This window comes from Pueribacillus sp. YX66, assembly GCF_041725775.1.
In the GTDB taxonomy this organism is placed as follows: Bacteria; Bacillota; Bacilli; order Bacillales; family UBA6769; genus Pueribacillus.
Map to the genome: position 1 here is coordinate 17,600 of NZ_JBEUEL010000019.1, position 15,589 is coordinate 33,188.

Consider the following 15,589-nt stretch of genomic DNA (forward strand, 5'->3'; position numbering starts at 1 on the left):
TTACGAAACGATGACTTTTTATTGACGATTATTGTTGCTTTTCTTTTTTCGAAACTTCTGCCAAATCATCACCTACTGATTTTTCCCAAAGATTGACTCCTGACATATAAGCAGCTCTACCAATTAAATGCCCACTAATGGGTGCAGTAATAAATAAGAAAGCAATTCCTAACAGTATACTTGAATTGAAATGGCCTTCAACAAGCCAAAAATAAAGAAAAATTCCTAACAAAATAGACAGCACACCGAGTGTTGAGCTTTTAGAAGCCGCGTGTAATCGTGAGTACACATCTGGAAAGCGATTGAGACCGATTGCTGCGACAACGCTAAAAAGGACACCAGCGGAAATGAGGAAAACGACGAGTGCGTTAATGATTGTTGTTGTCATCACGTTCAAAAATTTCTCCTCTCTCGATAAATTTCGATAAAGCAACGGTTCCGATAAAAGCGAGTATACTTAAAAGCAATATAATTTCTAGGAAAAATTCAGTTTCCATAACGACCGAAAGCAAGGATATGATTGAAATTAACGCAATTCCCATGGCGTCTAAGGCGACGACACGGTCGGGAACAGTCGGTCCTTTAATGACACGGTAAACAAGCGCTAACATCGCTAAGCTAACAGCAATAAGTGCACACCAGAAAAACATCATCATGGCCGACTCACCTCAATAATCGCTTTTTCAAACGATGTTTTTATTGATTTGATAGTTTCATCAACATCATCAACATGGAGCGCATGGATATAGAGTGTTTTTTGATCATCAGAAATATTTAGCACGAGTGTGCCTGGTGTCAGTGTAATGAGACTTGAAAGCAATGTAATTTCCCAATCATCTTTTAACTCAGTTTTCAGTGCGAAAATCGCCGGCTTAATATCCATCCGTGGTCGAATAACAGCTAAGAGTACTTGAATATTTGACATGATTAACTCTCGAACAAAAATAAAAAACAAAACGATGAGAGCCCATACCCGTTCAATGTAGAGCCGACTGGTAAAAAAACGACGCATAATTAATAGAACGCCTAGTCCTAATAGATAACCGATTATAAAAGTAGAAGGGGTATAAGATACTTTTAAAAACATCCATATACAAGCGAGAATAAAGTTTAATAAGATTTGTAACGCCATTTTATCTACTCCTTTAAGACCGCATCAATATAAATTGACGGATTTTGGAGAATATTTGTCGCCTCGGTCATGTAAGGGTACAGCCATTCAGTGCCAATTCCGTAAAAGATTGAAATTCCGACGAGTAGAGCAGCAGGCATGAACAATTGTTTGTATTGAACGTTTGCAATTTGCTTTGTTTCAATCGGTTCTCCCCAAAACGCATAAATAAAAATGCGAATGGCTGACAAGAGAACGAGTAAACTCGTTGCAAGCACAATGATACTTCCCCAAAAGTGTTCACCTTCAAAGCCTGATTGTACGATGAGTAGTTTTCCAACAAATCCGCTTAACGGCGGGATACCAGCCAAACCAAATACAGCAATTAAGTAAAACCACCCGAAAACTGGTTTCGTTTTCATTAAGCCACCCATTTTGCGCAAATCTGTTGTACCAAAAAGTACGATAAGCAAACCGATAAGGAAAAACAAGGCTGCTTTAATTAACATATCGTGAAGAAGGTAGTAAAGAGCCCCTTGTAATCCAGACTCATTTAACTGTGAAGCACCGAATAAAATAACGCCAACTGCAATGACAATATTGTAGATCATAATCTTTTTTACATCGAAATAAGCAAGGGCGCCAATACATCCAATAACAATTGTAGCAATGGAGAGATAGGCTAAAATTTCATGTGTAAACCCGATGTCCATTGTAAAGAAAAGCGTATAGCTTCGAATGATGGCATACACTCCAACTTTTGTTAGCAACGCGCCAAACAAAGCTAAAATTGGCATTGGAGGTGCTGAATATGAGCCAGGCAACCAAAAATACAATGGGAAAATCGCACCTTTTAATCCGAAAACAATGAGGAATAAAATCGCGATTGTTGTCATCATGCCCGCATATTCTACTTGTGGTATTTTCACAGCTAAATCTGCCATATTAAGCGTACCTGTAACGGAATATAAATACGCGACTCCAACGACAAAAAACGACGAGGATACGATATTTACTAATATATATTTAAACGATTCTCGCAATTGGACTTTTTCTCCGCCGATGACGATAAGTAAATAAGACGCCATTAAAAGCACTTCAAAAAAGACGAATAAGTTAAATAAATCACCAGTCGTAAAGGAACCGTTAATTCCTGTAATAAGAAAAAGCACACCCGAATAATAAAAATGTTTCTCTCGACCGATACCGATCGATGGAAAACTGTATAAAACAACGAATAGTGCAATGACAGATGTTGTTATAACGAGTAAAGCCGAAAACATATCAGCGACCATCGATATCCCAAACGGAGCTTCCCAATCTCCGAGTGTTATGCTCAGTACACCTTTAAGTTTCACCCGTAATCCAACGTAAATCGATGCAACGACTGTTAATAGCAACGCGATAGTTGTAATGATTCGCTGCACATATACACGATTAGGAAAAAACATTAGAATGCCAGCGAACAGAAATGGAATGATGATTGGGTATAGGATAAAGTTATTCATCGTCATCTGTTCCTTTCATCATTTCCACTGAATCTGTTCCAAGCTCTTGATACGCTCGATACGTGACTACAAGTATAAAAGCAGTTACACCAAAACTAATAACAATAGCTGTTAAAATTAGAGCTTGCGGAAGTGGGTCTGCATAATGAGAACTTAAAATGCCTTCAGCCAGTACAGGAGGTGCTTTACCATTTAATCCTCCCATTGTAAGAAGAAGCAAATGAGCTCCGTGGCTAATTAAGCCAGTTCCGATAATAATGCGAAGCAAACTTTTCGATAAAATTAAGTAGATTGCTGCTGCAAATAATATTCCGATGACAATTGCCATGATAATTTCCATTATTCATCCTCTCCTATCGTTTGAATAATTGTCATCGTAACGCCAATGACAACAAAATAAACACCGAGATCAAACAATGTAGCTGTGTGTAATGAAGTATTACGAAATAATGGCAAATAAAAATCATCAAAAAAATGTGTGAAAAAAGGTTTGTCATAAAGAATGGCAATTGCAGCAGTTGCAATTGATAATATGATTCCAACGGCAGATAGCTTTATATAGTTAATCGGCAAAATTTTTTTTACTGTTTTTATGTCATACGCTAACAGTAACAACACAATTGCACTTGATGCGAGTAAGCCCCCTACAAATCCTCCGCCGGGTGTATAGTGACCAGCAAAGAAAATGTAAATAGAAAAGAGAAAGATGATAAACGAAACAACCTTCGTCGTTGTTTTTAACATGACATCATTTGTTTTCAATGTTTTTCTCCTTTCTCGATAAGCGTAGTTTAATCAGCCCATAGATACCGAGTCCAGCTATTGCTAAAACTGTAATTTCAAATAACGTATCAAACCCACGATAGTCAACGAGAATGACGTTGACGATATTGCCACCGCCCGCTTCAGTTGCAACAGTTTCCTTGTAATATTCCGATATGGATGGAAAAGCCTTTTGTGATTGTGCCGCTAATGCAACGAGCGTAACCATCACACCGACACTAATTGAAACGATTGCGTTTCCTAATCGGAATTTCATCGGTTTTTCTTTTTGACTCAATTTTGGCAAATGGTAAAACGCTAATAAAAATAGTGCGACTGACACTGTTTCAATAACGAGTTGTGTAAGCGCTAGGTCGGGAGCGCGAAAAATAACATAAAGTAAGGCGACACTGTAGCCAACGGCTCCTAATGAAATAATCGCAGTTAAGCGTGATTTTGCAAATAAGATCGTTATCGTTGCTGCGACAACAACGATCGCTGTAATAACTGCATAGAGTTGAATCGGTGCTGCCGTTGAAACGTCAATAACAAATGCTCGTTTTAAAAATAGTGTACTTATAATGAGCGAAGCCATAAATATAAGCATATACATTAAGTACGAACGAATGAAGCCAGTCATCACCGCTCGAGATAAGCGGTTTGTGCCGGTTTCAGTTAAGGCAAGCATTCCGTCATACAAGCGGTTCAATGTAAGTGATTCGGGCCATTTCGAATATACGTTATCCCATTTTTTTAATGAGATGAACAATAAGCCGCCGACAAGGAAAATAATGACTGTCAAATAAAACTCTGTATTCATTCCATGCCAAGCTGAGATCGTAATATCAATGGCTTGTGGCGATGGATAAAGTAAAGGCTGAATTGCAGAAACAGCTGGTTTAATTAATCTTTCGCTTACAACGTTTGGTATAAAAAAGATAATAACGACGAGAGCGCCTAAAATCCCAGGAGAAATAAGCATTCCGAGCTGAGCCTCTTTCGCTTGTTTCGGTAGCACGTCTTGCTTATATTTTCCGGCAAATGTATGAAAGACAAAGTATAGACTGTATACGAACGTAAAGATACTTGCTACCGTAGCGACGATAACAGCAAGTGTTCCCCAGCTAAATTCGGTTAGAGTAAGTATTGACGTTAAAAACATTTCTTTACTTAAAAAGCCGTTAAAGAGGGGAATACCAGCCATCGAAAAGGCACCAATTAATGCGATTGTAAAGCTAATCGGCATCATGCTCATTAAGCCACCAAGTTTTTGGATATCGCGTGTGCCTGTTTCATGATCAACAATCCCTGCGATCATAAATAAGCTTCCTTTAAATGTTGCATGATTAATTAAATGAAAAATTGCTGCAAATGTCGCCATCGCAAAAAGCGAATGTTCAGCGCCATGGGATTGATATGTGAGTGCACCAATACCAAGTAAAGACATAATAAGACCAAGTTGTGAAACGGTAGAAAAAGCTAATATAGCTTTTAAGTCTTTTTGTTTTGCTGCAAATATAGAAGCCCATAACAATGTAAATAGACCGATTCCGATAATAAGCCAGCTCCAAATATTTGAAAAAGCAAAAATTGGTGTGAGACGAGCAACTAAATAAATCCCTGCTTTAACCATTGTGGCAGAGTGTAAGTATGCGCTGACAGGCGTCGGAGCTTCCATTGCGTCTGGTAACCAAATATAAAATGGGAATTGGGCAGACTTTGTAAACGCCCCAATTAAAATGAGAATGAGCGCCGAAGTAAAATATGGATGGGAAGTTAAATCAGGTGTTTGGGCAATAAGCTCTCGAATGGAATAAGTTCCCCCCATAATACCAAGCAAAACAAAACCGCCGAGCATGAATAAGCCACCGAATACAGTAATGAGCATTGATTTCAATGCACCGAAACGGGAGCGATCTCGCGTGTACCAATATCCAATAAGCAAAAACGAAGAGATTGAAGTTAACTCCCAAAATAAATAGAGCGTAATGACGTTATCCGATTGGACAACCCCTAACATTGCGGTCATAAACATGAGCAAATAAACATAAAAATTATGAAGCTTTTCACGCTTTTTATCTAAATAATAAATGGAGTAAAGAACGACGAGGGCACCGATACCGGTAATTAACATTGAAAAGAGTAGACCTAATCCATCGATATAAGATGTAAAGTTAATCCCTAGGGACGGAATCCAAGTAAATTCCGATACGATTGTACGACCCGTCATAATGTTAGGGATAAAAGTTCCATAAGTAATAACGAGAAAAATAGGAACAATTAGTACGAACCAACCCGTATGTATTTTTTTTATGTTTTTATACAAGAACGGTATGATAATCGCTGCTAGCATAGGGATAAATACATATAAGTTAGTCAAGTTTTCCCCCTCCGATACGACGATAAAATTAAAAAAGCCTAAAAAAGACAATAAGGAGCCTGTGGTGACAGACTCCTCCAAACTAAACTTTTATATTATTTCCCCATAATTACTATTTGATAATAAAATTAAGATATGTACAAGATATCATTAAATTTTCTTTAAGTCAAAGCTTTTTTGAGCAATATGCATTGAATTCACTTAGGGCAATCGTAATATGCCATAAACGTTTATTAAAAGAGTTTGTTTAAAAATATAATCAATTTAAATAAAATGAATTGACGATAAACATCAATACATCTAATTTTGTAATAGGAGACAATCCTATATCTGTCATTAATCATTGATGTCAATTGTTATAAAATTGAGGAGGACCATTAAATGAACTTGACGATAACGAAAGAAGCGGCGGATTGGTACAAGCAAGAAATGAATTTAAATAAAGGGGATTATATCCGTTTTTTTGTAAAATTATATGGAGGGGGTTCATCGATTCATCCTAATTTTTCTCTAGGAGTAGCTAAAGAAGAACCAGTGAACATTGCCGTCAGTGATAAAAAAGGAGGAGTAACGTTTTATTTCGATGAGCAAGATGAATGGTTTTTATATGGGCACGAATTAACAATACATCTAGTAAACGGAGAAATAGAATTTTTATTTGATAAATCTTAAATGAATGAAAATCAACTTGATGTAGTTGAAGCGATAAATCCCATTCGTTTTATACACAAATATCGACCGATGAACGCAGGATATCTCGTTATCTTTATTTGACAAATACGACACAATTTATGACTTGGTGAATAAGCATAAGGGTTAAAAGTTTTTATTCATTTCATGTAGCCAGACTAAGAACGTCATGAATTCGAACGAAACGACTCAGCTAAAGTTTTGCTATAAATTGTAGAAGTACAACTATATCGTATGAAAATTCGTTTACTTGCCATTGCGTATGTTGTATTTAATCAGATACGCTATAGGTTGAGGGTTGCATTTTTAAATTTCTTGATTTTAAATCAATACATTATTTATAAGTCCAATCGTGGACTTTTTCTTTTTAAAGTTTATAATTATACTATTGATTTTATTTTTATACAGTCTATAATAAAATATAATTAGTAAAATGAAAGGCGCGGATTTAGTAATGAAAATTTCAATTATAGGAGCAACTGGGTATGGAGGTGCCGAGTTAACGAGGATATTGCGACAACATCCAGAGGTGACTATTCATTCCTTTCATTCTTCAAGCCAGCAAGGAAAAAGACTGATGGATAGTTATCCGCATATGCAAGATGTTGTAACGGAATCGCTACAGGACATTAATATACAGGAAATTGCAAACGATACGGATATCGTCTTTTTAGCGACACCTTCAGGTGTATCATCGCAGCTTGTTCCTCAGTTTTTGGAATATAACATTAAAGTAATTGATTTATCAGGTGATTACCGTTTAAAAGACCAATCTGTTTATAAAAAATGGTATAAAAAAGTTGCACCTGATGCGAATTCACTTCATGAAGCTGTTTATGGCTTAACGGAGTGGCTTGAAGAAGATATTACGAATAAACAATTAATTTCAAATCCAGGATGTTATCCGACAGCTGCTCTACTTGGGCTTGCCCCTTTAGTAAAAAACAAACTTATTGATGAAAAAACGATTATCATTGATGCGAAATCAGGTGTAAGTGGAGCGGGCAGAAATGCCTCATCTGTTACCCATTTCTCTGAAATGAATGATAACTTAAAAATTTATAAAGTAAATGAACATCAACATATTCCAGAAATTGAACAAATGCTATCGAACTGGAATTCGGAAGTTGGACCGATTACTTTCAGTACACATTTAATTCCAATGACGCGAGGGATTATGACTACAATGTATGCAACTGCGAAATCAGAAACGAATATAGATTCGTTATTTGATTTATATTATGAAAACTATAAAGATGATTATTTTGTAAGAATTCGGGATAAAGATACGTATCCAAGTACGAAAGAAGTATATGGTTCGAATTTCTGTGATATTTCACTCGCATACGATGAACGAACAAATCGAATTATGGTCATTTCTGTCATTGATAACTTAGTAAAAGGTGCTGCTGGTCAAGCAGTGCAAAATATGAATAAAATGCTCGGTCTAGATGAACGAATCGGATTAGAATTCGTTCCGATGTATCCGTGAACGAATCCGAAGGGAGAACTTACATTGCTCACTACCGAAAATGAAACTTCGATAAACGAGATTACGAAAATAAAAAATGGGACGATTGTAACTCCGGCAGGCTTTAAAGCAGGGGGGTTGCATTCAGGTGTAAAGCGTAAACGAAAAGATTTAGGCATTGTAACTTGTGATACCCCTGCAAAAGCAGCAGCTGTTTATACATTAAATGTTATTCAAGCAGCTCCATTAAAAATAACGAAAGAAAGTTTAGCTCAAGAAGGAAAAATCCAGGCTGTAGTCGTAAACAGCGGGAATGCGAATGCTTGTACAGGGAAACAGGGAGAAGACGATGCCTATACGATGCGGAAAGTAACAGCTAATAAATTTTCGATACCTGAACATTACGTTGCGATTGCATCGACTGGAATTATCGGTCTAGAAATGCCAATGGAAAAAATCATTTCAGGTATTGAACAATTAGCTCCCGAAGCAACTACTAAATCAGCTGAAAATTTCAATGAAGCTATTTTAACGACTGATGTTGTGACGAAATCAACGTGTTATGCCACGATGATTAACGGAAAAAAAGTGACGATGGCAGGGGCGGCAAAAGGTTCTGGCATGATAAAGCCGAATATGGCAACAATGCTAGCGTTTATTACAACGGATGCTGTCATTGAATCAGATATGTTGCAGCTTGCATTAAAAGAAGTGACGGACAAAACGTTCAATTGCATTACAGTCGATGGCGACACTTCAACGAATGATATGGTGCTCGTCTTAGCGAGTGAAAAAGCGAACAATGAGCCATTATCCCCATCGCATCCTGAATGGAATACTTTTGTTGAGCTATTAAAAACAACATGTGAAGACTTAGCGAAAATGATTGCAAAAGATGGTGAGGGAGCAACAAAACTTATTGAGGTCGAAGTAAATGGAGCTTTTAATGATTCAGAAGCCGTTCAAGTAGCAAAATCTGTTGTTGGTTCATCTCTCGTAAAAACAGCTGTCTATGGATCTGATGCGAATTGGGGACGAATCATTGCGGCCGTCGGGTATAGTGGTGCGACCGTCCATCCAGATAAAATTGACGCTGCAATCGGACCAATTCAATTACTAAAAAATAGTCAACCTGTTCATTACTCGGAAGAAGAAGCTACAGAATATTTACAAACTGATGTTGTTAAAATCACAATCGATTTACATGTCGGCTCCGGATTTGGTAAAGCATGGGGATGCGACCTTACGTACGATTATGTGAGAATTAATGCGAGTTATCGTTCATAATGGATGAGAATGAGGGTCTTGCTTTTGGTTAATTAACATTAGAAAAGACCCTCTTTTTAATAAAGTTTGGAGGTTTTACGTTGAGTAACATCATTGTACTTAAGTGTGGAGGCAGTACGATCGACGAATTATCTGATCGTTTCTTTGCTAACATACTTACTTTAAAAAAATCGGGTTTAAAACCAATCATCGTGCATGGTGGTGGACCTGCGATTAAAAAAATGTTAACGAAACTTAATATTAAATCAGAATTTATCGATGGATTACGCAAAACAACAGCTCCAGTAATGGACGTCGTTGAAATAGTGCTTACGGGTTCGGTAAATAACTCATTAGTAAGAAAACTTAATGTTGCAGGAATTGATGCGATTGGTCTTTCGGGTTCAGATGCAAAGCTTTTAATGGCGGAGGCGAAAGACTTAGAACGGTATGGATATGTTGGTGAAGTGACAAATGTAAACGTATCGTTATTAACACAATTGATAAACGAAGGAATCGTTCCAGTCATTGCACCGATTGCGGTTGGAAAAGATGGAACCCGCTACAACGTTAATGCAGATACAGTTGCAGGTGTGATTGCAAAAAAAGTTTCTGCAAATCAGTTAATATTCGTAACTGATGTTCCTGGAATTATGCAAGATAACAGATTGTTAGAATCCGTAACAGTTAAAGAAATTGAGAAACTGATTAAATCAGGAACAATCTACGGTGGCATGTTACCGAAAGTACGCGCGGCAATTCATAGTTTAAATGAACATTTGCGTGAAGTGATGATTGTAGATGGAAAGCAATCAGAATTAACAACAGATCATCAATTAGTAGGAACTGTAATAAAGAAAACAATCTCGGAGGTAGTAGAATGACAGCGATACTGCCAACATATAAACGGTTTGAAGTACGGGTAAAACAGGCATATGGCACAAAAATTGAAGATATTGAAGGGAAACAATATTTAGATTTTGGTTCTGGTATTGGTGTGTGTAACTTAGGTCATCGTCATCCAGATGTTCAGTCTGCCATTGAAGAACAATTGAATCACTATTGGCACGTGTCTAATTTATATTACAACCCTATTCAAGAAGACGTAGCGAAATTGCTAACAACAAATAGTGTAGCCGACTATGTTTTCTTTTGTAACAGCGGAGCAGAAGCGAATGAAGCAGCAATTAAACTAGCACGTAAAGCTACTGAAAAGACCAAGATTATTACATTTAAACAATCGTTCCACGGTCGTACGTTCGCAACAATGTCAGCAACAGGTCAAGAAAAAATACAAGTCGGATTTGGACCGATGCTAGAAACGTTCGTCTATGTACCGTATAACGATCTCAACGCTGTTATTGATGCGATTGATGATGAAACAGCTGCTGTTATGCTTGAACTAGTTCAAGGGGAAGGGGGCGTTATTCCTGCTGAAGCCTCGTTCGTTCGCGAGTTAGAAAAAATATGTAGAGAAAAATCAGTCGTATTAATTATAGATGAAATTCAAACAGGAATGGGTCGAACCGGAAAACGGTTTGCTTATGAGCATTTCGGGATTAAACCTGACATTTTGACATTGGCGAAAGGATTAGGAAATGGCTTACCCGTAGGTGCTATGTTAGCAAATGAAAAATTTTATGACGTGTTTGGTCCGGGAAGTCATGGCTCTACATTTGGGGGTAATCCCCTTGCAATGGCAGCTGCCAAAGCTGTATTGAATATTGTTTTTAATGAAGAATTTTTAAATCATGTACAAATTAAATCTGATTATTTACGTTCTATGCTTCTCGAAAAAATTAGTGACTTGCCAATCGTTAAATCGATACGTGGAAAGGGATTAATGCTCGGAATTGAATGTACGAAGGATATTTCTGAACTCATTCCACAGTTCATTCAAAACGGTTTACTCGTTCTCGTTGCAGGCCCTACTGTTATCCGGCTGTTACCTCCATTAACCGTATCGAAAAAAGAAATTGATGAGGCTGTACGTGTAATTAGAGATGTACTCGTTGACTATAAATAACCACTATTTTTGAATAGGAGTGGGAATGATATATGACGAAGAAGACAAAAATAAATAAAGTTTTAGTCATCGGTTCTGGACCTATTGTTATTGGGCAAGCAGCCGAATTTGATTATGCCGGAACGCAAGCGTGCCTAGCTTTAAAAGAAGAAGGGTGCAAAGTTATTTTAGTAAATAACAATCCAGCTACGATTATGACGGACGATACGATTGCGGATGTCGTTTATTTTGAACCGCTATCTGTCGAAAGTATTGAAGCCATTATAAAAAAAGAACGACCTGACGGTTTGCTTGCGACAGTTGGTGGTCAAACAGGACTAAACCTTGCATTGACACTACACCAAAAAGGCATTTTAGATAAATACAACGTAACGATACTTGGGACACCGATCGAATCCATTATGCAAGGTGAAGACCGAGAGCAGTTTCGAACCTTAATGCATACATTGAATGAACCTGTTCCTGAAAGTGAAATCGTTGATAGTTTGCAGTCTGCTTTTCGCTTTGCGGAAAAAGTCGGATATCCGATTATCGTTAGACCCGCTTATACTCTTGGTGGTTCTGGAGGTGGCATTGCAGCCAGCGAAGATGAGCTCGAAACGTATGTGAAGCGCGGATTGAAAGCAAGCCCCATTCACCAATGTTTAATAGAAAAAAGTATTGCTGGATTTAAAGAAGTTGAATACGAAGTGATTCGCGATGCAAATGATAACTGTATTACGATTTGCGATATGGAAAACATTGACCCGGTCGGAATCCATACAGGGGATTCTATTGTCGCCGTTCCGTCGCAAACTCTTTCAAAAGAAGAAGTGGAAATTCTCCGTCATTCAGCGATTCATATTGTTCGTGCTTTAGGAATTATTGGCGGTTGTAATGTTCAATTTGCATTACATCCTACAAGCAAAGAATATTTTGTTATTGAGGTGAATCCTCGTGTAAGCCGTTCGAGTGCACTCGCGTCAAAAGCAACAGGGTATCCGATAGCGAGAATTGCTACAAAACTAGCTCTAGGTTATAACTTAAAAGATCTGGGTCGAGCGGGTCAACAACCTGAACTTGATTATGTAGTTGTTAAATTTCCACGTTGGCCATTTGATAAATTTTCAAAGGCTAACAGAACATTAGGTACTCAAATGAAAGCCACTGGAGAAGTGATGGCAATTGAACGGAATTTAGAAAGTGCACTACAAAAAGCGGTTCGTTCTCTCGAACTGAATACTAACGGTTTATCGTTGGAAGAATGTGAGCAGTTTTCGACAGAAGAACTGTTAACGTTAGTGGAAAATGCAGACGATCGCCGACTCTTTACTTTGTTTGAATTGTTAAGAAGGGGAGTGACTGTTCAAGAGCTTCACGAACGAACAAAGATCACGCCATATTTTTTAAATATATTTGAAAAACTGATCAAGCTTGAAAAGAAAGCACGAGAAACGACACTGCAGAAAGTCTCGAAAGAAACGATGAAAGTTTTGAAAGAGCACGGTTTTTCAGACGAATGGCTTGCGGGAGTATGGAAAGAAACAATACTGTCTGTTCGTGAAAAACGAAAGCAACTTCACATCTTACCAAGCTATGATAATGTTAATACGCATAATAAGCGCGCTTATTTTTATTCAACTTGGAAAAAGGCTCCAAAACAAATGACATTGGAAAAAAACAAAAAAATCTTAATTATTGGCTCAGGTCCGATCCGTATCGGACAAGGAATCGAATTTGATTATTGTTCGGTACACGGTATTTTTGCTCTTCAGCAACTTGGTTATGAAACAATTTTAATGAACAATAATCCTGAAACGGTGAGCACAGATTACGAAATCGCTGATCGACTCTATTTTGAGCCGCTTTCTGTTGAAGATGTACTAAATGTAATTGAGTATGAACAGGTTGAAGGTGTGATCGTCCAATTTGGCGGTCAAACCGCAATTTCCCTCGTTGCAGAATTGGAAAAAGCAGGAGTACACTTACTCGGTTCATCACTTGATACAATTGATCAATTAGAAGATCGCGAGCGGTTTTATCACTTATTAAAAAAACTGAACGTACCGCATATTCCAGGTGAAACGGTAGAGACGAGAGATGAATTAGTTAAAAAAGTGAACGAAATTGGCTTTCCTGTTTTATTACGTCCGTCTTATGTGATTGGTGGAAGAGGGATGCTCGTTTTACGGTCGGAATCAGAACTTCAGCAATACATTGATGAAAATGAGTCAGAAGAACGATTTCCGATATTAATTGATGCGTATTATCCTGGAAAAGAAGTAGAAGTTGATGTCATAACTGATGGTAATGATATTGTTATTCCTGCAATTTTTGAACATGTTGAAAAAGCAGGTGTTCATTCAGGTGATAGTATGGCTATTACACCGCCATATTCTCTCTCTGCAAAAATGAAACAAAACATTGAAGCTTATACTAAAAAAATTGCTAATGGTATTGAATTTAAAGGTATATTTAACATTCAATTCGTTATATACAATGAAACATTGTATGTGCTTGAAGTCAATCCTCGAGCCTCAAGAACCGTGCCAATCGTTAGTAAAGTCACAGGCGTCAATATGATTGAATTAGCGACAAAAGCATTGTTAAACGAGCGACTTCAATCTATCACTCCGCATTTAGGACTGTTGTCGGAAAATAACTTTTACACAGTGAAAGCGCCAGTTTTTTCAACAATGAAACTGCCTGGAGTTGATCCGAAGCTCGCTCCCGAAATGAAATCGACTGGAGAATGTATTGCGATTTCTACTAGTCTCGAAAGCAGTTTTCGAAAAGCATTTTTATGGAATGAACAACGAGTTACTTCATTTTCAAATGAAAAAGAAATTTATTTTGAAACAAAAGTTCCAAATTTTGAAAAAGTGAAAATGAAATTACGTGCACTTGGATTTCGTGTCTTAACAGATGAACATTTTATGAATGAAGATATGTTTGAGAATTGGTTGAAAACGAACGAAGCGTATGCGATTGTAAGCACAGCGCGAACAAGTGAGAAACGTGAACACGCTTTGCAGCTCGGTTTAATCGTTTTATCATCCGAAGAAACGGTTCATGCTTTTTCTAAAATCGCTAAAAATGATGAACATGTGCGTCCTATCCAGCAATGGAACATAACAGGTCGAAAGGAAATGGTCACACAATGACTCCGGAAGAAATAAAATCAAATTTAAAAGGCAAGCATTTTTTAAAGCTTGCCGATTTCACGAAAGAAGAACTATTATTTTTGATTGACCTTGCTTTAAAGTTGAAAAAAGAACAAAATGTTGGCAAAACTCATCGTCACCTTGATGGAAAAACACTTGCAATGATTTTTGAGAAATCATCAACAAGAACGCGAGTTTCATTTGAAACTGGGATGTATCAACTTGGAGGTCATGCCTTATTTTTAAGCAAAGATGAACTACAAATGGGTCGCGGTGAAACGATATCAGATACAGCTAAAGTTCTTTCCCGTTACGTTGACGGGATTATGATTCGTACGTTCGCACATGATATCGTGGAGGAACTTGCTGATAATTCTTCAGTTCCAATTATTAACGGCTTAACTGATGATTATCATCCGTGTCAAGTACTTGCTGATTTAATGACTATTGTAGAGAAAACTGGAAGTTTTAAGGAGAAGAAACTTGCTTATGTTGGCGATGGTAACAATATGGCACATTCACTTTTAGTTGGATGTGCAATTATGGGCATTGACTGTTCAGTAGCTGTACCGAAAAATTATGAAGTCAAACAAGAAATTTTAACATTAGCGAAAGATAAAGCGAAAGAATCGGGTGCGGTCATTATGCAGACGAACGATCCGATCGAGGCAGTAACACGAGCAGACATTGTGTATACAGATGTTTGGACAAGTATGGGCTTTGAAAACGAGACAGAAGAACGCTTACAAGCGTTTGGAGATTTTCAAGTGAATCAAAACCTCGTAAAGCATGCAAATGAAGATTATTTATTTTTTCACTGTCTCCCTGCTCATCGTGGTGAAGAAGTGTCAGCAGATATTCTTGATGGTCCTCATTCGGTTGTTTTTGATCAAGCGGAAAATCGTCTTCATGCACAAAAAGCCGTTCTCACTTCATTACTTTAAAGAATTTGCTTGAACAGCTGGTAATTCGGCATCATTAACATAAAAAAAGTAACCCTTAAACTGGGTTACTTTTTTATGCATTTGCATCTTCTTCAAATACTGTGGATTCACCAATGATAATCGCTAGAATACCGGAAATGACCCCTATAATCGTAGCTGTTGTAAAGCTATATGTAGCACCATTCATGTTTGCGAGCACATAAAAGGCCATTTGCATTAAAATAATTGAAATCAAGATTGACATTAGATAGCGCATAAATTATTTCACCTCATGTTGTTTGCCGTTAC

At 37.4% G+C, this 15,589-nt stretch carries 15 protein-coding genes; 7 read left to right on the forward strand and 8 right to left on the reverse strand.

Annotated elements, in window-relative coordinates; all coding sequences use genetic code 11:
• Nucleotides 1-28: 28 nt before the first annotated feature.
• Genes mnhG through ABU914_RS09630 form a run of 7 tightly spaced genes read right to left on the reverse strand, consistent with a single transcriptional unit; the run spans nt 29 to nt 5,734 of the window.
• Nucleotides 29-388, reverse strand: a complete 360-nt coding sequence (gene mnhG / locus ABU914_RS09600; RefSeq protein WP_379669550.1) for a monovalent cation/H(+) antiporter subunit G — start codon at nt 386-388, stop codon at nt 29-31.
• Nucleotides 369-656, reverse strand: coding sequence for a Na(+)/H(+) antiporter subunit F1 (locus ABU914_RS09605; protein WP_379669514.1), 288 nt, complete (start codon nt 654-656; stop codon nt 369-371). Before ABU914_RS09605 ends, mnhG begins: the two co-directional genes overlap by 20 nt.
• Nucleotides 653-1,132, reverse strand: coding sequence for a Na+/H+ antiporter subunit E (locus tag ABU914_RS09610; RefSeq protein ID WP_379669515.1), 480 nt, complete (start codon nt 1,130-1,132; stop codon nt 653-655). The genes ABU914_RS09605 and ABU914_RS09610 overlap by 4 nt, the downstream gene beginning before the upstream one ends.
• A 5-nt stretch (nt 1,133-1,137) precedes the next feature.
• Complete coding sequence (locus ABU914_RS09615; RefSeq protein ID WP_379669516.1) at nt 1,138-2,619, reverse strand: Na+/H+ antiporter subunit D; 1,482 nt, start codon at nt 2,617-2,619, stop codon at nt 1,138-1,140.
• Nucleotides 2,612-2,959: a Na(+)/H(+) antiporter subunit C gene (locus ABU914_RS09620; protein ID WP_379669517.1), complete on the reverse strand. Its 348-nt coding sequence runs from the start codon at nt 2,957-2,959 to the stop codon at nt 2,612-2,614. The genes ABU914_RS09615 and ABU914_RS09620 overlap by 8 nt, the downstream gene beginning before the upstream one ends.
• Nucleotides 2,959-3,381, reverse strand: coding sequence for a Na(+)/H(+) antiporter subunit B (locus tag ABU914_RS09625; protein ID WP_379669518.1), 423 nt, complete (start codon nt 3,379-3,381; stop codon nt 2,959-2,961). The genes ABU914_RS09620 and ABU914_RS09625 overlap by 1 nt, the downstream gene beginning before the upstream one ends.
• Entirely contained in the window at nt 3,368-5,734 is a 2,367-nt protein-coding gene (locus ABU914_RS09630) for a Na+/H+ antiporter subunit A (RefSeq protein ID WP_379669551.1), read from the reverse strand. Before ABU914_RS09630 ends, ABU914_RS09625 begins: the two co-directional genes overlap by 14 nt.
• 408 nt (nt 5,735-6,142) lie before the next feature.
• Between ABU914_RS09630 and ABU914_RS09635 the strand changes: the two genes are divergently transcribed.
• From ABU914_RS09635 to argF, 7 genes are all read left to right on the forward strand, one after another.
• Nucleotides 6,143-6,433, forward strand: coding sequence for a HesB/YadR/YfhF family protein (locus tag ABU914_RS09635; RefSeq protein ID WP_379669519.1), 291 nt, complete (start codon nt 6,143-6,145; stop codon nt 6,431-6,433).
• A 472-nt stretch (nt 6,434-6,905) separates the two neighbouring features.
• The gene (gene argC / locus ABU914_RS09640; RefSeq protein WP_379669520.1) at nt 6,906-7,943 is read left to right on the forward strand and encodes an N-acetyl-gamma-glutamyl-phosphate reductase; all 1,038 of its coding nucleotides are present in this window, start codon (nt 6,906-6,908) and stop codon (nt 7,941-7,943) included.
• Nucleotides 7,944-7,967: 24 nt separating this feature from the next.
• On the forward strand, nt 7,968-9,209 hold the full coding sequence (gene argJ, locus ABU914_RS09645; RefSeq protein WP_379669521.1) for a bifunctional glutamate N-acetyltransferase/amino-acid acetyltransferase ArgJ: 1,242 nt from the start codon (nt 7,968-7,970) through the stop codon (nt 9,207-9,209).
• 80 nt (nt 9,210-9,289) lie between these two features.
• Nucleotides 9,290-10,072: an acetylglutamate kinase gene (gene argB, locus ABU914_RS09650; RefSeq protein WP_379669522.1), complete on the forward strand. Its 783-nt coding sequence runs from the start codon at nt 9,290-9,292 to the stop codon at nt 10,070-10,072.
• On the forward strand, nt 10,069-11,214 hold the full coding sequence (locus ABU914_RS09655; RefSeq protein WP_379669523.1) for an acetylornithine transaminase: 1,146 nt from the start codon (nt 10,069-10,071) through the stop codon (nt 11,212-11,214). Before argB ends, ABU914_RS09655 begins: the two co-directional genes overlap by 4 nt.
• A gap of 32 nt (nt 11,215-11,246) precedes the next feature.
• Nucleotides 11,247-14,357 carry a carbamoyl-phosphate synthase (glutamine-hydrolyzing) large subunit gene (locus tag ABU914_RS09660; RefSeq protein WP_379669524.1) on the forward strand — a complete coding sequence of 1,037 codons (3,111 nt, stop codon included), beginning with the start codon at nt 11,247-11,249 and terminating at the stop codon, nt 14,355-14,357.
• The gene (gene argF, locus ABU914_RS09665; protein ID WP_379669525.1) at nt 14,354-15,301 is read left to right on the forward strand and encodes an ornithine carbamoyltransferase; all 948 of its coding nucleotides are present in this window, start codon (nt 14,354-14,356) and stop codon (nt 15,299-15,301) included. Before ABU914_RS09660 ends, argF begins: the two co-directional genes overlap by 4 nt.
• A 73-nt stretch (nt 15,302-15,374) precedes the next feature.
• On the opposite strand, the gene ABU914_RS09670 is transcribed toward argF, so the two are convergent.
• Nucleotides 15,375-15,557, reverse strand: a complete 183-nt coding sequence (locus ABU914_RS09670; protein WP_379669526.1) for a DUF2929 family protein — start codon at nt 15,555-15,557, stop codon at nt 15,375-15,377.
• Between the last annotated feature and the right edge of the window lie 32 nt (nt 15,558-15,589).

Bases quoted from the DNA above. Each gene is read 5' to 3' on its own strand.
- ABU914_RS09660 (WP_379669524.1), top strand. From the start codon at position 11,247: ATGACGAAGAAGACAAAAATAAATAAAGTTTTAGTCATCGGTTCTGGA.
- argF (WP_379669525.1), top strand. From the start codon at position 14,354: ATGACTCCGGAAGAAATAAAATCAAATTTAAAAGGCAAGCATTTTTTA.
- ABU914_RS09610 (WP_379669515.1), bottom strand. From the start codon at position 1,132: ATGGCGTTACAAATCTTATTAAACTTTATTCTCGCTTGTATATGGATG.
- ABU914_RS09635 (WP_379669519.1), top strand. From the start codon at position 6,143: ATGAACTTGACGATAACGAAAGAAGCGGCGGATTGGTACAAGCAAGAA.
- ABU914_RS09630 (WP_379669551.1), bottom strand. From the start codon at position 5,734: ATGCTAGCAGCGATTATCATACCGTTCTTGTATAAAAACATAAAAAAA.
- mnhG (WP_379669550.1), bottom strand. From the start codon at position 388: ATGACAACAACAATCATTAACGCACTCGTCGTTTTCCTCATTTCCGCT.
- ABU914_RS09670 (WP_379669526.1), bottom strand. From the start codon at position 15,557: ATGCGCTATCTAATGTCAATCTTGATTTCAATTATTTTAATGCAAATG.
- argC (WP_379669520.1), top strand. From the start codon at position 6,906: ATGAAAATTTCAATTATAGGAGCAACTGGGTATGGAGGTGCCGAGTTA.
- ABU914_RS09605 (WP_379669514.1), bottom strand. From the start codon at position 656: ATGATGATGTTTTTCTGGTGTGCACTTATTGCTGTTAGCTTAGCGATG.
- ABU914_RS09620 (WP_379669517.1), bottom strand. From the start codon at position 2,959: ATGGAAATTATCATGGCAATTGTCATCGGAATATTATTTGCAGCAGCA.
- ABU914_RS09655 (WP_379669523.1), top strand. From the start codon at position 10,069: ATGACAGCGATACTGCCAACATATAAACGGTTTGAAGTACGGGTAAAA.
- ABU914_RS09615 (WP_379669516.1), bottom strand. From the start codon at position 2,619: ATGAATAACTTTATCCTATACCCAATCATCATTCCATTTCTGTTCGCT.